This window comes from Hydrogenophaga sp. T2 (assembly GCF_049843535.1).
In the GTDB taxonomy this organism is placed as follows: domain Bacteria; phylum Pseudomonadota; class Gammaproteobacteria; order Burkholderiales; family Burkholderiaceae_C; genus Hydrogenophaga; species Hydrogenophaga crocea.
The window spans coordinates 245,942-262,824 of sequence record NZ_JBBHZJ010000005.1; the positions used below are offsets into that span (position 1 = coordinate 245,942).

Genomic DNA, 16,883 nt, shown 5'->3' on the forward strand with positions numbered 1-16,883 from the left:
TTGTGATACGCGGGTCAGCGATAGCCCACAATGTCGGTGTCGTTGGCGTAAAGCCGCAACTGCTCGTTGTCGGGGAAGTCCTTCAGCATATGGAAAAGAAGCTCTCCGGCTTTAGGTCGACCGCCGAACCGAACTGAACTCAGCGCGGCATGCCAACGGGCGGCGCCGCTCTGGGATCCCCCGGGAAGGTCGGACTTCTTACCTCCTGCCCGTGACCAAAGCTGCTCGTCATCAGGGCCGGCCGGGTAGAGATCGCATGCTACATCTTCCAGAGCAGCCCATTTCTCAGTGACCGTCGGGGCAGAAACGCCAAGCCGCCAGCGGGTAAACATGCCCAGCAACCCCGAACACGCACGGAGAGCCGGCAAAAGGTCGGCGCGCCGACGCGTCGAATAGAAGTCGGCGAGAGTATTCGCAGCACAGTCCCAGCGCTGGGACGCAACGAGCGTCCCCAGTCGCTTCGAGGAAGCGGCGGAAAGCACACTCATGCCCCGCAGCATTGTTTCGAGCCATGTGATGAACATCGGCTCCGAGAACGACGCAAGCGCCGCAATGATCGAAAGGCTTGCGTCGACTGAAACAGACGGCCTACCAAGGACAGCTGGCAGCTGAGGGCTCGCGACTATGGCTCGCTCGAGCATGTCTTCGGGAGCTGTTGCTTTGCCGCTGGCCCCAGCATGTTCTAGCCATCCGGCAGCTGTTGCCTGCAGGTAAGCATCTCGTTGGGGCAGCCGATGCCAAAGCTCAGCTCGTCGCGGGAACGAACAGACATCCGCAAGCGGTGTGTGCGCCAAGGCTTCGAGCAGGCTCGGATCGACCGCATGCCCGTCGACAAGCTGCTCTAAGACGGTGTCGCGAACGTCAGCGGCCTTCTTCGGCGCGTTCCACAGTGAGGACTTCTTCTTGATAGCAGAGGCCCAAACCTTCTGCTCGGCGATGTCCTTGCCACGGATGCTGGAAAGCACTTTGGGGTCAGAAACCGACATGTCCGCAGCCATGTCCACCAAGCGCGAGTCTTTCTCGTTGACCGCGCACTCAAGCACCTGCGCAGCGCTAGCGTGGCCAAGGGCAGCCTTCAGGCCTTCCGAATGGCCGGCTGCCTTGTCGACCTCGAGCTGCTGGCGCGCTGCGTCACGCGGCGCCAGCGTCGCCGCCAGAATGGTGCCATAGGCCATCAGCCAGCGCTTCTTCAACACAGTCGCGAGCAACTGTTCTGGCTTGGCGACATGGAGCTTCCTCGGCACAGCAGCAGCGAGACGCTGCTCAAAGGCGCGCTCAGTCGGCAAAGCATCTACGAGCGCAGAAAACGCCGGCGCGTTGCCATCGGCCCATCGCCAGACCGCTTGGTAGATTGGCGCACCGTCCTTGCGCGCGGCAGTCAATATGCCCGCGGTTGCGGCGGCACGCCACGGTTCGAACGCAAGGTCCTGGTCGCCAGCGGCTTGCGCGAGTTCACCGAGCTCCGCGTCATGCGCCGGCTCGAACTTCAGCTTGGCCACAGCAAGCTCGACCGCCGACCAGAACTGCTGGGCCTGCGGGAACCCGGCCAAGAGGAGATTTCTCAAGACGAGCAACTGGCTCACACTGGCAGCAGGGACGAGCCCAACAAGCCTGCTCAGGAGAGCGCCTTTGGTGGCAACGCCAACCTTCGGGTCCGAGGAGAGCCCGTCGACCATGCGAACCGCCGAAAGAAGGTCATCGAAATCACCCTTGCCTTCAAGTAGGGCGTGCAGCCGTTCAAGGCGGCCCAATTCCTTGACTGTCGCAAGCGTCACCCCAAGGTCGGAGGCGAGCGCCACCAAGGGGGCAAGCGGCCGTTGACCACAAAGCACCGCAGCCACCGCCGACGCCGGCACGGCGTCCTCCGGATTGACAACAGCATGCTTCAGCCAGCGAGCGCGCAGCTGCTCAGGCGTGCAGACGATTGTGGGCAGCGGCTGCTCCACCAGGTCGGCAGGCCCAAAGCTCAGTCGAAACGCAAAAGAGCGACGCATCTCGGGGCTGAGGTTCTGCCACAGCGCATCGACCAGACCCTCAAATCCTGGCACGCCTACGCTGACGACCGGCAGCTGCTGCAGCGTCGCCAGCGCGTTGGCCGCTCCGACCAGGTCCGGTGCATACGGCTCATGACTGCTAGCAAGTTGAAGGTCGAGAGTCGTGATCGAAATCGGGAACTGGTTTACGGCCGTTGCCAGAAGCCCGAACAGCGGGGCCAGGCTACCGAGGTCGCAGACGTCGTCCAAGCTCACTATGAGCGCGTGAGACAGGACCATGCCGCCGCGGGATGCGCTCGGGTCCAGGAACGTCTTGGCAATCACATAGTGGTCGGCAATGGGGAAGCCCCGGACGAACGGAGACCACCCCTGCACCCCGCCGGGCACGCCGTCGGGAAGGTCCAGCCGGCCAAAAATTTCCGCCGCAAGCCGAGATTTGTCGCTCGAATCCCGCAAGCCATGCCCACGCTCGCTAACCTGTCCGTAGACGGCCTGTTCGACTCGCATTTGCGCTCAGGCCGGTTCGGCCATCAGCCGCTGGATAGGCAGCGTGATGTCCTTGTCCTTCTTGCCATCAGGCAAGATGACGTAGCCGAACTCCTCCGGGCCGCGAATCGCGTATTCCTCATTCGACTCGGTCTTGCTGAGCGCCTTTTCCAGAGCCGACAGACCCATGACCGTGGGAGATTGCCAGTTGCTCCGGATGAACGACCAGAACATCGGCAGCATTGCTGCAAGCAACTTCTCCGGCAGCTCGCTGGTTTCAAGCTCGTCCCAGCAGCTCAGCAACACCGTCAGGCGAGGCTTGCGCAGTTTGCGGTCAAGGTTCAGCTGGGCGAGGTAGAGCAGCATCTGCAGTAGTTCGATCGTCCTGGCCTGGTCTGACGACTCGTACTCGGTGACTTCCTTGGTCTCAGGGCCAGCAAAAGCCTGCAGCGGCCTGGAGAACAGGTCGTCCTCCGCACGCAGCGAGTGCAAGCGAAGCAGCACCACCCAATCCGTGGTGGCCAGGACGCGCTCACGCCACGCAGCAGGAATACGCCGCTGCTTCACAAGGTTGCGCACCTGCTCGCCGCCGTAGTCCGGCCATACGAGTTCCGCGGTGCGGCCTGCATCGTCCTTTATGGGCCAGACGCTCTCAACGTAAGTGCTGGCGGGAGTGTGGTCGGTCGCCTTTCCGTCAGCCAAGCAGCTGAGCGCAGTGGTGAAGGCTTCCAGGTTGGTCGCGGCGCCATTGCGCTTGAGCGCGCATGACTCGACCATCAGTCGCTTCAAGAACTGCGCGCCGTAGTGTGTCTTGCCGACATTCGATTCGCCGACCAAAAGGATGCTGTGTTGTGCGGACACCGGTTATCTCCTTCCGTAGCGGAACAACAGGTCGTGGCCGGCCACTTCCGATGTGGGCAGTTGCATGCCTGGGCGCTTGGTCTCAAGGATCCAGCTGAAGAGCTTCTGAAAGCCTTCCGAGGCTTCGACCTCGCCGCGTTTGAAAACGCTGACCGTGAACTCGGGCACATTGGATGCAGTGGAGCCCAATGACTTCCTGATCTGCGCCTCCATCGCTGGTGCCACTTCCACATCGCCTTTGGTCCAAACAAGAGCCAAGCGCCGGCCTTGTGATTCAGCGACCGCACGCTGCGCCAGCAGCTGGAAGTCGTTTCTGGCGGTGCCCTTCGCGGGCCCAGCGAGCGCTTGACGGTCGGCAATTAGCAAGGTGACGTCAGCATGCTTGGCAATCCAGCGGGCGCCTTCGGCTTCCGAAGACTGCTGATTGATGGACCACTTCTGGAACCACTCTCCAGGGGCGTCAGCGAAAAGCAGATCGCGCAGCGCTCCATCCTGGCGGCGGAAGGCCATGTGGAGCATGCCCGGTGCGCGCGCGGCCCGGCTGGTGGTGTGCGGTGGGAAGTGAGGGGCTTGTTGGCCAGGTTTCCAGCGAAGGTTGTTGGCGACAGCCTCCCAACCAGCCAGAGTGTACGAATTGCTGAAGAGGCTGTCTTCGCGCGTCAGGTTGCCACGACCGAGCAACAGATAGAACGCGGCCAGCACCGTGGTTTTCCCTGAGCTTTCCGGGCCCACGAGTCCAACGGTAATGGGTTTGCCCCTGCCACTGATGAAGTTGAGGTCGGACTCACCAAGGGCAGAGCCGCTCCACGGCACGGCCAGTTCGTCTGGATTAGATTGCGCGGACGTGGAGGTTGGGACGACCTTCTTCCACTCAGGGCAATTTGCGAGCTTGATGTGGCCCAGGGAACATGTGATGTTGTCGTCAGCAGAGCACTTGGGGTGCGGACAGCGGTCCATGGCGACCTACTTCCGCTTCGAACGCTTGACGCCGACGTTGGTCGCTCGCGCGCTCTGAAGTTCTCGAAAAAGGTAGGTGCCCCACTCGGCAGGCGTCATCTTTGCAGTTGCATCGATGCCGACAAGCGCACGGAGCTGCCCAGCGTCGATGGTTCCAGGGTTCTGCGGGTGACCAATCACCGACAGCAGAGGGCCACGTCCTTCCGCTGCTTGCACGTATTGCGCCGCGAGGTTGCGGAACGGCTGCATGAAAGCGGCGGTTCGCGCGTCTTGAACCAGCGCGGCGACTTCTTGCTTGCCGCTTTCGGCAGCAACTGGGTCCACAGGCAGGCAGCGGATGGTTTCCTTGAGGAACGACGATACGCTCGCCGGGGAGTAGGTTGGAACTTGCTCATGAAGGTCCAGCGCCATCAGGGCCGCCGCCGCATAGGGAGGCAGGTCAAGATAACTCTCGTGGGCACTGGGCGAGTACAGTGCCTCCTTCCACCAGAGAAGGTTGGTACGGCGTTGCAGGCCGGCCGTTGCGCCGCTGAAGCTTGCAAGTGCCTTCTCAACGTGAGTGCCGACTGCGCTTGCAAGCGCCGAAAGAGGCCCGGAGAGGTCAACAGGCGTCGGCACTAACCCCTTCGCCATCGCCTCCAGCTCGTCGGCAATGGCCGCACTCATCTTTTCCGAAAACGATGCAGACCAAGGCTGGGGGTTATTGTGTGGAGAGTGCTGGTTGGATCCGTTGCCACCCCAGGGTCCCGCTGCGCGAAGAATCAAAGAGGCAAGCGTCTCGCGATTTACTGCGGGCACCTTTATCTTCTGGGCTACCGAGGCTGGTGCGGCGTACTGCAGTGGGTCAACCGTAATCTTCTCCGGCGTCGCCCACTCTTCCTCAGCGCGCGCATCGACTTTGGCTTCAATCTCGCCAACCGCCTCGCGCCAGACCGCCTCCTCGTCGGAGGTCTCTGCCTGGGCGAGTGCGTTGCGCGCAGTATTGACGAAAGCAACCGAGATTGCGTCATCCAACCTGGCGGCCTGGACGATGGCATCAAGGAGGATTGCTCGCAGGATGGCCACGGGAGGACGGGCATAGGCGTTGGACACTGTCTCCCACTGCTTGCGCAGCGCCGCCATCGCCTCTTGGATGGTCGGATCATTCGATACGATGCCAGGGTCTGCGGCCGCCATGGTGAAGCAGACCGTCTTGGCAGGTGCATTTTTCAAGACCGTGGACAGGTCTTTCGCTGTAGCGCGCAGTTTTTCGAGTTTGGCGTCATCGCCTTTCAGATCGATAGCACCAATCTCGAGGAATCTCATCAGATATTCGCTACTCATCCGTGGCCTCCTTGCCCTTATTCGATTTGCAGTAGACCGTAGCTTAGCGCCCAAACGGCACACGTTCGCGGCGGGCTGAATGCTTAGGCGGCTCCTCCATCATCGACAGCAGCCATCGGTGAAGGTAGGTCAACCAGTGAGCCGTTAACCGATTTGATCTACATAGCGTGAGTCGAGCCTCATGCCACGAAAGACGGCAATAGCTGCGTAGCCGTCCTCTACACCTTGGCGATGGTCTTGCAGAAAACCGAACTGATGTGCAGGAGTCCCATCACGGTTCTCTCGGAGCCAACCAGACTCGGTATCCCACTTACTACAGGCACGCCTGCCCTAGCGCCGAAGCCGAAGGTGGTGGGCGTCTTCGCTCTTTCGAACTTCGACCACCGCCTCCAGGGCCTTGAGCATTTCGCCGAATCCGGCGTAGCCGAAGTCTTTGGGGTCGAAGGTAGGGTCCAGCCGCTTGATCAGTGGCAGCACGTTGGCTTTGTTCACCCAGGGTTCGCCCGTGGATTCGGACAGCAGGTGGAGGGCGCGGCGTAGCAGGTCGGCGGCAGGGTTAGCCGGAGGTGTGGTGGACGCCTCGGGAGCATCGCCCTTCTTACTATCGACCAGGGCCTCCGGCTCAATGAGGCTGTCATAAAAGCGGAATTCGTGGCAGCTCTTGGCCCAGTGCTTGTTGGTGTTCTTGCGGTTGCCAATGCCGATCAGGGTGCGTCCAGCAGCCTTGATCTTCTGCGCAACAGGCATGTAGTCGCTGTCCCCGCCCACGACGATGACCGTCTTGATGTGAGCAAACCGGCTGAGATCCTCGGTGGCATCGAGGCAGAGCTTGATGTCGGCGCCATTCTTGGCGGAGGCTCCCGGCGGGAATAGTTGGATCAGCTCGACTGAGCCCTGAAGCAGGGCATCGCGGTACCGACCGAAGTACTGCCAGTTGCCGTAAGCGCGGTTGATGGCGACCGGCCCGAACGAGGCGCCGAGTTCCACCAAGGCCTGGACATCGATTAAAGGTTCTTGAACCTTGAAGCGATTGTCTTGCTTCGCATACGCACCTTCGCCGTATTTGGCCTCCATGAGGCCAGCGTGCAGATTCTCGAAGTCCCAGTACAGGGCGACAGATCCGCTTTCACCGTTATCGTTGGTTCGCACAGTTTTCTCCCCCCAGTCGTGATGCAGTCATCGTAATGCCCGCGGGTAGACTTAATTGACCGAGGAGGGGGAATACCACCCCGACGTCCGGAGCCATGGCAACAGCGCATCACACGAAGGAATGCGTCGGACCGGGATATTCACACTACGAGACGCTCAGACAACCGCAACCGAGGTGAGTGGCATGCCAGCTCGGAGGACGCTGTAGCTCCTGACTTCGGCGCGAGCATCGCGAGGACTGTCTTTGTCAAAACGGTGGTCTCCCCGCCTGTAACGTTCTGAGGCGACCTCCTGGGCCTGCCTTTTAGGCCAAAGAGCGATGGTCGTTCCCCGAGGCAAAACCACATCACGCGGATTCCGCTGGGCCAGCAGTGGGCCAGTTGCGGGCCACATCAAACCGCGTAGCAGCTCGAAGACCATCGCCTCAGTGCCTAAGCTGGCCCACGAACGGCGCACTGCCAGGAAGAGGCAGCATCTCCACTACATGTTCGACCCACGCTTGGATTCACGTAAATCGTTGATTTGGCGCGGCTGGCGGGGATCGAACCCACGACCCTTGGCTTCGGAGGGCCAAAAACCGATGCGTAGATACATCGGTTCCGCGATGTGCCAATCAGCATTTGTCAGCGTCGTTCATACGGATCAACGACTTAGCGCATCTGACTTGTGACATCCAACAGCGCCTGACTGCGACCACAACACTTCGGCTGTCACAAGTCCGCCACCAAAAGCGCGGCAGAGCACTGGTCCGTCGCCTCGGTCAACATGAGCATAGCCCACCACCTTCGATGCACTCGGAGCCCCCAGATGCTCAGCGCTACTCGGCTCGCCCGCGACTATATGCTGCCCGCCCTTTGAATGGAGCTCTGGTACCTCAAGCCCAGGAAGGTGGCGAGATTGCGCTCACGTTCTCGCGCCCGACTTGGTCAGTGAGGCAACTTCTCTGGCCAGTGCGAAGCCGTGTTCCCACGCTTCCTCAATCTTGGGCACCAAATCCTGTGGAACTCGCTCTTGATGCCGGATAGTAGACAGGGTACCTGCCATGGCGTCTGCTGCCTTCAGGATGAACTCGTGGGGCCGCTCGACGCCGCATGCACGACGGCCAAAGTCGAGAAGTTCCTTGGCCAAGGGGTACGTCCGGGTCTTGTCGCCCTTTCGCAGCTTCAGCGCCATGGTCCGATCCTCGATTTCCTCACCCGTGCCGAAGCGGGTGTACTTGTAGATCGAGGTGGTCAGCACGTCGAACATCGGCGCCAGGCGGATATCGGTCGGGCTGGAGTACAAGACACCGAAGTTCTTCAAGTGGGCGTCGCCGTTCCTCACCAGGATGGAAAACGCGACCTGCTGGAAAAACTTCTCCAGTTCAGGCTGAGGCATGCCAAGCTGGTTACGCAGCAGATCGGCGATCAACTCGTAGCTGCCGTGGTACTTGCGCTCGTCCAGCTTGTTGCGCACCTGCATGCCCAGCAGGGACGGGATGTCCTCGAAACCAAGACGTGAACCGTCGGCGGCGATGTCAAAGCGATCAAGCACCAGCAGGCCGCCATCGGCGCTTAGATCAAAGCCCGAGACTTCGATGCCCGCACGCTTCGCGGCGCTCATCGCAATGAACTCGTTGGCCGAGAGCCCGGGGTAGTAGTCCGGGCCACTCTTCACGATGAGGGTGGGCACCGGGATCGAGGCACGATCGGGCAGCATGATCTTGGGCTGAACGCCGGATACACCTGCGCCACTGGCCAGGTAGGCATCCACCAGCTCGGGAAACAACGCCTGGCTGTTGGTGCTGTTGAGCAGCGTTGCGCGATCGATCGTTGGTCCACCCACCCGCGCGGGCGCCCCGGGCAATCGAGCGCTGTTACGGCCAATGCTGTTGGTGCCGACGGCCAGCAGCAGATGCATCTCGGTGATGTTCTGCTTCGGAAACCGCGCGCGGATCTGCTCGTACAGGTAGCCCTCAGGCAGGTTCATGTCGAGCACCGGGAGCATGGCGTTGTTCTGGTAGACCGACGCCTGATCCGGGTTCATGAGCAGACTGAGCCAGGGGCCTCGATAGGCGCCGCTTTCATCGGGCTTGTAAGTGAACACATACTGTGACTCACGTCCCAGCAACCCGGCGGGCTTGGCCCCGATGTCAATCTCGAGCGCCTTGATGCGTTCGGGCATTTCCAGCTCAGCGCTCACCGTCCTCCCCCAGCTCGCGTGCGGTGTAGTCCTGCATCTCTGCCAGGCTCGGCAAGCCCCTCTTCTCCAGCCTGATCGAGTAGCCCATGGCCCGCAGGGCATCGAACAAGGAAGAAACGTAGACCTCATCCCCGCGCTCCAGGCGGTTGAGCACGTCGCGGCTTCGACCGCTGTCCTTCGAGAGCTGCACGGACTTGATCCCCAAGCGCTTTCGCAGGGCGCGAAGTTCGCGACCTAGATCGACAGGGTTGTTTATTTTGTCCACGATGCGAGTCATTTTATGAACAACAACAAACAACGTCCACCATATAGGACAAAAAAGTGGTTTGGTCGTGTTGCGTGGGACTGCGTGCCACGCGAGGAGCTCGTAAGCCTCACACCCGGTCAGCCCGGCAGGCGGAGTCCATGCTTGTCACCGCCCCAGACCAAGTCGATCGTTCCGCGGCGAGCCACTTTGGGGCCTTGGCGAACCCGCCAAACCGCGCCGAAACAACCGGGGCGGTTCATCTTGCCCATCTCTCGTTTGCGAAGGATTGGTCGTCCAGACATCTACCTCACGGTACTTGACCCCTCACGAGTTCAAGCAACACCAACTGCACAATCCACCCATTCCCAACCGGGCCGTCTTACAGGAATGAATGGTCCGAATACGCCGAGCAGGCCACCATCGCAACCGGCAGCAACCCAAACACTATGCCCAGCAGCATCCGTGGTCTTTGTCAGCCCATCAAACGCCGATACTCGCTGGCACTTCAACGGTGAGTCCCAATGTGTGAATCTTTCTGTTACAGAGGCTGATGCGTACCGGTTGCGCTAAGCAGGTCGATAGTTCGCAATAGAGCTGTGGGATCTGCAACACCAGCGCCCGCAATGTCCATTGCACTGCCATGCCCAACAGTTGACAGCACAACGTCAGCACCAATACTCAGGGCGCTTGCACCTTTAGGGGCAAGAAGTTTGACTGGAATATGACCCTGGTCATGGAAGATCGCAACGTATAGACCGTGCTGGCGGCGACTCAGTAGCTCATCGGCGCCGATTGGATCGCTTACCAAGTAACCTTCCTGACGGAGCCTATTCACCGCAGGAACAGTCAAGGCCTTGTCCTCGGGACCAAATAGACCACCCTCTGATGCGTGCGGATTGATTCCGAACATTCCAACGGTGAGCAGTTCGCTGCCGATTCTCTCACTAGCCGCAACACCGCATCTTGTGGCCGCGCAGATAAGGTCAACCGTCAACCGATCGAGCGCATCGCGAACGCTTTCATGCAGAGTGACATGGACGATACGTAGCCCACCGCCCACGAGCATCAGAAACACTTCGCTCGATGCTAGGCCGCACACACGCGCAAGCAGCGAGGGATAGCCACTAAATGGAATGCCCGCCAATGAAACCGCCGTCTCATGATGAGGGCAGGCAATGACTGCATCGCATTCACCGGCCTGCGTCGCGAGAATGGCTGCTGTTGCACTTGCCACTGCAGAGGCTCCAGCCGCTGCATTCACCTCGCCTGGGCGTGCCGATTCAGAGTCCAAAGAGCCAGCCTCTTTATGGCGGACTGATGCCAGCAATGTGGTCATGCCTAGGCGTTCCGCTGTGGCATGCAACACATCCCCAGGACCGAACACCGTGAAGCGGAACAGGCTGGCCGCAGGCTGGGCGGCCAGCGCTTTTAGGGCAATCTCCGGCCCGATCCCGTTGGGATCACCCAAGGCCAGAGCAATGCGGTTGGGGACGCTCATGCGGGCTTGTACTTTGCGATTAGTGCCCTCGCACCTGCCAACAGCCTCTCACCGTCGGCCCCACGCCGGTTCATATCCTGCACCCATTCGGCAGCGATATCGCCGGTGAGTTTGATGAACTCCTGCGTTTCTGCATCTGTGAACACATGCACCTTATTGCCTCGATCGGTTGCCGCCTTGCGACTAACAGGATCGACGTCCTGCTGCACTTTTCCGAACCATACCGATGTCTCGACGCCAGAGTTGTCGTCGATGACCTTGCGCAGGTCAGCGGGTAGCGAGGCGTAGCGTGCCTTGTTCATCACCATTACGAAAGCGGTGTTGTATAGAGCAGGCTTTCCCGGCGCGAACTCGCTGTGATGCTGCGCAAGCTCATGCATCTTCACTGAGGTAATCACTTCCCATGGCAGTGCCGCACCGTCGATCACCCCCTTGGAGATGGCGTCAGGAATCTGGGGCAGCGGCATGCCCACCGCAGTGGCACCGGCGGCATTGAGTAGTTTGGTGGCCTGGCGAGTCGGGCCGCGCATCTTGAGACCGCGAAGGTCAGCCGCGCGCAGGATGGGCTTGCTGCGCGAGTGCAGAACGCCCGGTCCGTGCGTGTGAAAGGCCAACGGTTGCACATCCTTGAATTCGTCAGCGGCGTAGGTCTGCAAATACTCCCAGGCAGCACGCGAGGCTCCAACGGCGTCGTGAGTCATGAAGGGCAACTCGAACACCTCAGTGCGGGGAAAGCGTCCTGGGGTGTTGCCAGCCAGTGTCCAGACGATGTCAACTACGCCGTCGCGAGCTTGGTCGAACAGCTGCAGGGGCGTACCGCCGAGCTGCATGGCTGGATAACCTTCAAACTTGATCCGCCCTCCCGATGATTGCTCGACCTTGGCCATCCATGCTTTGTGTGCGTTGAGATACACATTGGACGTTGGCGCCATGAAGGTATGAAACTTGAGCGTCACGGCCTGCTGTGCGAAGGCGCCCAGTCCGGGCGCGCCAACGGTAGCCGCAATGGCGGCTGACTTCAGAACGGTTCTACGGTACATTTAGATTGTCTCCATGAAGTTGAGGGCAAAACCATCCCTCTCCCTTGCGCACGGGATGCCGTGGCCGGTCCGCAGGATGAGGTCGGACCAGAGCGTTGTGTTTGGGGGTTCAGTCAGGCCGGGCTGGCTTGTGATACGAATTTGGTAATCAGGTAGCCATCGAAGGTTTCGCTGCCTCCCTCGCTTCCAATACCGCTGTCCTTGACGCCGCCAAAGGGCGTTTCGGCGAGCGTGATGCCGAAGTGGTTGACGTTGACCATACCCACCTCGAGGTCGTTGACCACGCGGGTGGAGGTCTTGATGGAGTTGGTGAACACGAAGCCCGTCAGGCCGAAGGGCAGCGCATTAGCGCGGCGCAGCACCTCGTCGATGTCCCGAAAGCGAGTGAAAGGCGCCAGCGGGCCGAAGGACTCTTCAACCATCACCCGCGCGTCGTCGGGCACATCGGTAAGCACAGTGGGCGGGAAGAAGTGGCCGGTACCCGGAAGGCGCTGGCCGCCGCATGCCACTCGGGCACCCCGCTCCAGGGCATCGTTCACAAAGTCGTCCATTGCATCGACACGGCGCGCATGCGCGAGCGGGCCCATCTGCGTGTTCTCGGCCAGACCGTCGCCCACCTTGAGGCTGCCGTATATGGCCGTGAAGAGCTCCAGGAACTGTTCGTAGACGCCTTCCTGAATGTAGAAACGACTGGGCGCAATGCAGAGTTGCCCGGCGTTGCGCGCCTTGAAGCGCGCGAGCAACTGGGCCGCGGCCTCCACGTCGGCGTCCTCGAAGACGATCACTGGCGCGTGGCCGCCAAGCTCCATGGTGATGCGCTTCATGTGCGCGCCTGCTAGCGCGGCGAGCTGTTTTCCTACCGCCACGGAACCGGTGAACGACACCTTGCGCGAGATCGGCGAGGTGATGAGGTGATGCGACACCTGCGCAGGATCGCCCCAGACCACGTTCAGCACACCCGGCGGTAGGCCGGCGTCGTGGAACAGGCGGGCCAGTGCCACCACGGCGCTGGGCGAGTCTTCCGGTCCCTTGAGCACCAGCGTGCAGCCCGCGCCGATGGCCGCGCACATCTTGCGGATGGCCTGGTTGAAGGGAAAGTTCCAGGGTGTGAAGGCCACGCACACGCCCACCGGCTCGCGCAGCACCATCTGGCGCACGTGCGGCTGGCGCGGCGGAATCACGCGGCCGTAGATGCGACGGCATTCCTCCGCGTGCCACTCCGCGTGTTCGGCGCAGGTGTTGACCTCGAGCAGGGCCTCGGCCAGGGGCTTGCCCTGGTCGAGCGTGAGCTCTCGTGCGATCTGCGGCGCGCGTTCGCGCGTGAGCTCGGCCACACGGCGCAGGATCTTCGATCGCTCAAGCGGCGACGACTGCCGCCACGTGGCGAAGGCGCGCTGAGCTGCCTGCAGCGCACGGTCCAGGTCATCGATGCGCGCGTGCGGCAGCGAGCCGATCCGCTGACCAGTAGCGGGGTTGACGATGTCCTGGTGGCGGCGGTCGCCACCGGTGATGAACTCGCCGTCGATGTAGAGGTAGGAGGGCCCGTAGGCGGTGTCGGTCATGTGAGGACTGGCTCGCTGGCTCAGATGAAGACCGATCCGCCATCGACGGCGATGGTCTGGCCGGTGATGAAGCCCGCGCCATCGCTGGCGAGAAACAGCAGGGCACCCACCAGGTCTTCGGGCACTTGGTCGCGCTGCAGCGACCGGCTGGTCTTGCGCACCACGTCGCCCATCTGGCTGTGCAGGTCGTTCTGCAGCACGCCGTCGCTCAGCGTGAAGCCGGGCGAGATGGCGTTGACGGTGATGTTGTCCTTGCCCAGCTCACGCGCCAGCGAGCGCGTGAAGGCAACGACCGCGCCCTTGCTGGCCACGTAGTGCAGCAGGTTGGGCGTGCCCTTGTTGATCGTGGTCGATGCGATGTTGACGATGCGGCCGAAGCCGTTGCGGCGCATCGCGGGCACCGCGGCCTTGGCGCACACAAAGGGCCCCAGGGTGTTGACCTCCATCACCCGCATCCATTCCTCGTTCGGGATCTGCTCGAACGGCCGCATCGCCAGCGTGGTGAACAGGCCCGCGTTGTTCACCAGCACATCGAGCCGGCCGAAGGTGTTGACCGCCTTGTCGACCATGGCCTGCACGGCGGCCGGGTTGACCACATCGGTGTCGGCGCCGATCGCCTGATGGCCTTCGGCAACCAGGCGTTGTGCGGCGTCTTCAGCGCCGCGCAGGTCGGCGATGACCACGCGGTGGCCGGCTTGCGCCAGGGCCTTCGAGAAGGCGAAACCGATGCCGCTGGCGCCGCCAGTGATCGCAATGACGCGGGAGGGGTTGCTCATGTCTTGTCTTTCCTGAAGTGCGGGAGGTGGGAAGGGGAGGGCTCAGGCGAGGGCGAGCGTCGCCTCTGTCAGTGCCTTGCGCGCGCGCATGTGGGCACTGGGGTCGTTGAGGGATTCGACCGCGACGAGCTGGCCATCGCGCCAACGTTGCACGGAGAAACGGTCGCTGTCCGGATCGCCGTCGATGCGGGCCTCGTCGTCAGGGCGCGCCAGGCCGGCGATCTGCAGGCGGCAGGCGCCTTGCTCGCTCCAGAACCACGGCAGCTTGTCGTACGGTGCGCCGGCCGCGCCGGTGCAGCTGCGCAACCGGGTGGCGATGTGGCGCGCCTGATCGACCGCGGCCTGGACCGATTCGATGCGCACGCGCTCACCGCGCCAGGGAAAGTTTGCGCAGTCGCCTAGCGCGGAGATTGCGGGGTCAGCGGTGAGCAGTTGTTCGTCGACCGCGATGCCGTTGTCGGTGGCGAGGCCGGCGTCGCGTGCCAGCTGGTCGTTCGGCGTGACGCCGATCGCGATCACCACGAGATCGGCGGCAATGCGTTCGCCATGGACCAGTTGCACGGCCTGCACCTGGCCATCGTCGCCGTGACCGCCTTCAAAACCCGCGAGCCGCGCACCGAAATGCAGCCGCGCGCCTTGCGACACATGCCAATCGATCAAGTACTGTGCCATGCGCGTCGACAGCGCGCGCTGCAAGGGCCGCTCGGCCGCTTCGATGACATCTATCTCGCGCCCGAGAGCGCGTGCCACGGCCGCCAGTTCGAGACCGATAAAGCCCGCACCCACCACGGCGATGCGCTGCGCCTGCCCGATTCGTTCGCGCAGGGCTTGCGCGTCGGCCAGGGTTCGCAGCCCGAACAAGCCCTTGAGCGAGGCGCCGGGCACATCGGGCCAGCGCACGCGCGCCCCGGTGGCCAGCACCAGATGGTCGTAGGGGAGTGTCTGGCCATTGCTCAGGCGCGCGCAATGTGCGGCGCGATCGATGGCCTCGACGCGCACGGGCGACAGCACCTCCAGGCGCAGGCGCTCATAGAGGGCCGCGGGCCGCAGAAGCAGCCCTTCGGCGGTGACGGTGCCCTTGAGGAATGCCTTGGACAGCGGCGGGCGCTGGTAGGGCAGGCCGGGCTCATCGCCCACCATCGTGATGGGTCCTTCATGCCCGGCTTCGCGCAGCGAGGCCGCGAGCTGGAAGCCGCCCTGACCGGTGCCGACGATGACGATGCGCGAGGCCATCACACCTGGCGTTCGGGGATGTTGACCACGAGCGTTTCCATGCCCGGGGCAAGCACCAGCTGGCAACTGAGGCGGCTGTTGTCGCGCCGTTCACTCGCGGCACTGGCGAGCATGGCGTCCTCCACCTCGCTGACCGGCGGCAAACCGGCGAGCGAACCTTCGTCGACATAGACGTGGCAGGTGGCACACATGGCCGATCCGCCGCACTCGGCCACGATGCCGGGAACGCCATGTGCCATGGCGGTGGCCATGACGGTGCTGCCGACGTCGGCAGTGATGGTCTGTCGCGAGCCGTCGGGCTGAACGTAAACGATGCTGGGCATGAGGGTTTCCTTGGGTTCTGCGGATGGGCGGTTCAGTGAACGGCGGCGAGCGAAGGCTCCACCGACACGGGCAGGGACTTGAGGCCGCGCACGGTGTTGTTGAAGTGCAGCACGGGTTCGCCTTCGCGGTGAATGCGGGCCACACGGCGCGCCAGCGCGGTGAGCAGCACCTCGCCCTCCAGGCGCGCCATCATCTGGCCGGCGCAGCCGTGGATGCCGGCGCCGAAGCCGGTGTGGCCGGTGGCCCGGCGGGTGATGTCGAAGGTGTCGGCGCCGGGCCAGCGGCGCGGGTCGCGGTTGGCCGATGCGATGAACACGGCCACCTTCTGTTCCGGCTGCAGCGTGATGCCGTCCACCTCCACCGCTTGCGTGGTGGTGCGGTAGAAGGAATGGAAGGTCGGGTCGTAGCGCAACACTTCCTCCAGTGCCTGGCGCGCCAGCGAGGGGTTCTCGTGCAACAGCGCCCATTGCTCCGGATGCGCGGTGAAGCTGACAATGGCATTGCAAAGGGTGAAGATCGTGGTGTCCAACCCGGCCGAGAGCAGCGTGCGCACCAGCATGCTTGCCTCTTCGTGCGTGATCTCGCCATCGTCGGCGGCAGCGTAGAGCTGCGCGCCCAGGCCGTCCGTGGTGAGCGCTTCGCGGCGGCACACCTGGGCGATCCAGTTCACCGCTTCGCCCGAGGTCTTCATGCGCTCGTGGAAGCGTTCGTTGATCGGACCGAAGCCGTTGAACACCATGTCGCCGTAGGGCAGCAGGTGCTCGCGTCCCTCGGCGGGCAGGCCCACCGCATCGCCGAAGGCCTTGGTCGGGAAGGCCTCGCACAGCTCGCGGGCGATGTCGAAGGAGCCGCGCTCCACCAGTTCATCGACCATGCGCGCGGCCACGGCTTCGAAGGTGGAACGCAGCCGGCCGATGGAGGCAGGCGAGAGCACGCGAGCCACCACCTTGCGGATGCGGCCGTGGTTCGGCGGATCGGCCTCCAGGATGATGCTGGGCTTGCGCCAGGGCGTTTCGGTGTGGAAGTTGGCCAGACCGACGCCGGCGCTGGAGCAGAACAGGTCGGGCTTGGACAGCACCGCATGCACCTGCTCGTGGCGCGCGACAGCCAGTGCTCCATAGCGCTCCAGCCACACCCACGGGCCCGCCTCGCGCAGTCGCTCGTAGTGCGGGTAGGGGTTGGCCAGCACGGCGCTGTCGTAAGGGTCGAAGTCGCTGACGGGAACTCCGCTGTAGGGGTTGGCGTGCATCGT

At 62.7% G+C, this 16,883-nt stretch carries 14 protein-coding genes; all 14 read right to left on the reverse strand.

Features of this window, described 5'->3' with window-relative positions; all coding sequences use genetic code 11:
• Window positions 1-14: 14 nt before the first annotated feature.
• The gene (locus WDZ95_RS13920; protein WP_425779308.1) at window positions 15-2,501 is read right to left on the reverse strand and encodes an effector-associated domain EAD1-containing protein; all 2,487 of its coding nucleotides are present in this window, start codon (window positions 2,499-2,501) and stop codon (window positions 15-17) included.
• Window positions 2,502-2,507: 6 nt separating this feature from the next.
• The gene (locus WDZ95_RS13925) at window positions 2,508-3,341 is read right to left on the reverse strand and encodes a hypothetical protein (protein ID WP_425779310.1); all 834 of its coding nucleotides are present in this window, start codon (window positions 3,339-3,341) and stop codon (window positions 2,508-2,510) included.
• A gap of 3 nt (window positions 3,342-3,344) precedes the next feature.
• Window positions 3,345-4,298: a TRAFAC clade GTPase domain-containing protein gene (locus WDZ95_RS13930; protein WP_425779311.1), complete on the reverse strand. Its 954-nt coding sequence runs from the start codon at window positions 4,296-4,298 to the stop codon at window positions 3,345-3,347.
• Window positions 4,299-4,304: 6 nt separating this feature from the next.
• Window positions 4,305-5,603, reverse strand: coding sequence for a GTPase-associated system all-helical protein GASH (locus tag WDZ95_RS13935; protein WP_425779313.1), 1,299 nt, complete (start codon window positions 5,601-5,603; stop codon window positions 4,305-4,307).
• A gap of 348 nt (window positions 5,604-5,951) precedes the next feature.
• Window positions 5,952-6,770 (reverse strand): NYN domain-containing protein, encoded by an 819-nt coding sequence (locus tag WDZ95_RS13940; RefSeq protein ID WP_425779315.1) that lies wholly within the window; start codon window positions 6,768-6,770, stop codon window positions 5,952-5,954.
• A gap of 903 nt (window positions 6,771-7,673) precedes the next feature.
• Window positions 7,674-8,933, reverse strand: coding sequence for a type II toxin-antitoxin system HipA family toxin (locus WDZ95_RS13945; protein WP_166228529.1), 1,260 nt, complete (start codon window positions 8,931-8,933; stop codon window positions 7,674-7,676).
• Window positions 8,934-8,940: 7 nt separating this feature from the next.
• Window positions 8,941-9,228 (reverse strand): helix-turn-helix domain-containing protein, encoded by a 288-nt coding sequence (locus tag WDZ95_RS13950; RefSeq protein ID WP_166228531.1) that lies wholly within the window; start codon window positions 9,226-9,228, stop codon window positions 8,941-8,943.
• 508 nt (window positions 9,229-9,736) lie between these two features.
• Window positions 9,737-10,696, reverse strand: coding sequence for a PdxA family dehydrogenase (locus WDZ95_RS13955; protein ID WP_166228532.1), 960 nt, complete (start codon window positions 10,694-10,696; stop codon window positions 9,737-9,739).
• A complete protein-coding gene (locus tag WDZ95_RS13960; protein WP_166228534.1) occupies window positions 10,693-11,736 on the reverse strand; it encodes a TRAP transporter substrate-binding protein in 1,044 nt (347 codons plus the stop codon). The genes WDZ95_RS13955 and WDZ95_RS13960 overlap by 4 nt, the downstream gene beginning before the upstream one ends.
• A gap of 113 nt (window positions 11,737-11,849) precedes the next feature.
• Window positions 11,850-13,298 (reverse strand): NAD-dependent succinate-semialdehyde dehydrogenase, encoded by a 1,449-nt coding sequence (locus tag WDZ95_RS13965; RefSeq protein WP_166228535.1) that lies wholly within the window; start codon window positions 13,296-13,298, stop codon window positions 11,850-11,852.
• 20 nt (window positions 13,299-13,318) lie between these two features.
• On the reverse strand, window positions 13,319-14,074 hold the full coding sequence (locus WDZ95_RS13970; protein ID WP_166228537.1) for an SDR family NAD(P)-dependent oxidoreductase: 756 nt from the start codon (window positions 14,072-14,074) through the stop codon (window positions 13,319-13,321).
• A gap of 42 nt (window positions 14,075-14,116) precedes the next feature.
• Window positions 14,117-15,307, reverse strand: a complete 1,191-nt coding sequence (locus WDZ95_RS13975; RefSeq protein ID WP_166228539.1) for an NAD(P)/FAD-dependent oxidoreductase — start codon at window positions 15,305-15,307, stop codon at window positions 14,117-14,119.
• Entirely contained in the window at window positions 15,307-15,630 is a 324-nt protein-coding gene (locus tag WDZ95_RS13980) for a 2Fe-2S iron-sulfur cluster-binding protein (RefSeq protein ID WP_166228541.1), read from the reverse strand. Before WDZ95_RS13980 ends, WDZ95_RS13975 begins: the two co-directional genes overlap by 1 nt.
• A 32-nt stretch (window positions 15,631-15,662) precedes the next feature.
• Window positions 15,663-16,880, reverse strand: a complete 1,218-nt coding sequence (locus tag WDZ95_RS13985; protein ID WP_166228543.1) for a cytochrome P450 — start codon at window positions 16,878-16,880, stop codon at window positions 15,663-15,665.
• Window positions 16,881-16,883 lie beyond the last annotated feature (3 nt).

Excerpts from the sequence above, each read along its gene's own strand:
- WDZ95_RS13930 (WP_425779311.1), bottom strand. The coding sequence starts at position 4,298 with ATGGACCGCTGTCCGCACCCCAAGTGCTCTGCTGACGACAACATCACA.
- WDZ95_RS13950 (WP_166228531.1), bottom strand. The coding sequence starts at position 9,228 with ATGACTCGCATCGTGGACAAAATAAACAACCCTGTCGATCTAGGTCGC.
- WDZ95_RS13960 (WP_166228534.1), bottom strand. The coding sequence starts at position 11,736 with ATGTACCGTAGAACCGTTCTGAAGTCAGCCGCCATTGCGGCTACCGTT.
- WDZ95_RS13965 (WP_166228535.1), bottom strand. The coding sequence starts at position 13,298 with ATGACCGACACCGCCTACGGGCCCTCCTACCTCTACATCGACGGCGAG.
- WDZ95_RS13980 (WP_166228541.1), bottom strand. The coding sequence starts at position 15,630 with ATGCCCAGCATCGTTTACGTTCAGCCCGACGGCTCGCGACAGACCATC.
- WDZ95_RS13955 (WP_166228532.1), bottom strand. The coding sequence starts at position 10,696 with ATGAGCGTCCCCAACCGCATTGCTCTGGCCTTGGGTGATCCCAACGGG.
- WDZ95_RS13945 (WP_166228529.1), bottom strand. The coding sequence starts at position 8,933 with ATGCCCGAACGCATCAAGGCGCTCGAGATTGACATCGGGGCCAAGCCC.
- WDZ95_RS13935 (WP_425779313.1), bottom strand. The coding sequence starts at position 5,603 with ATGAGATTCCTCGAGATTGGTGCTATCGATCTGAAAGGCGATGACGCC.
- WDZ95_RS13970 (WP_166228537.1), bottom strand. The coding sequence starts at position 14,074 with ATGAGCAACCCCTCCCGCGTCATTGCGATCACTGGCGGCGCCAGCGGC.
- WDZ95_RS13985 (WP_166228543.1), bottom strand. The coding sequence starts at position 16,880 with ATGCACGCCAACCCCTACAGCGGAGTTCCCGTCAGCGACTTCGACCCT.
- WDZ95_RS13920 (WP_425779308.1), bottom strand. The coding sequence starts at position 2,501 with ATGCGAGTCGAACAGGCCGTCTACGGACAGGTTAGCGAGCGTGGGCAT.
- WDZ95_RS13975 (WP_166228539.1), bottom strand. The coding sequence starts at position 15,307 with ATGGCCTCGCGCATCGTCATCGTCGGCACCGGTCAGGGCGGCTTCCAG.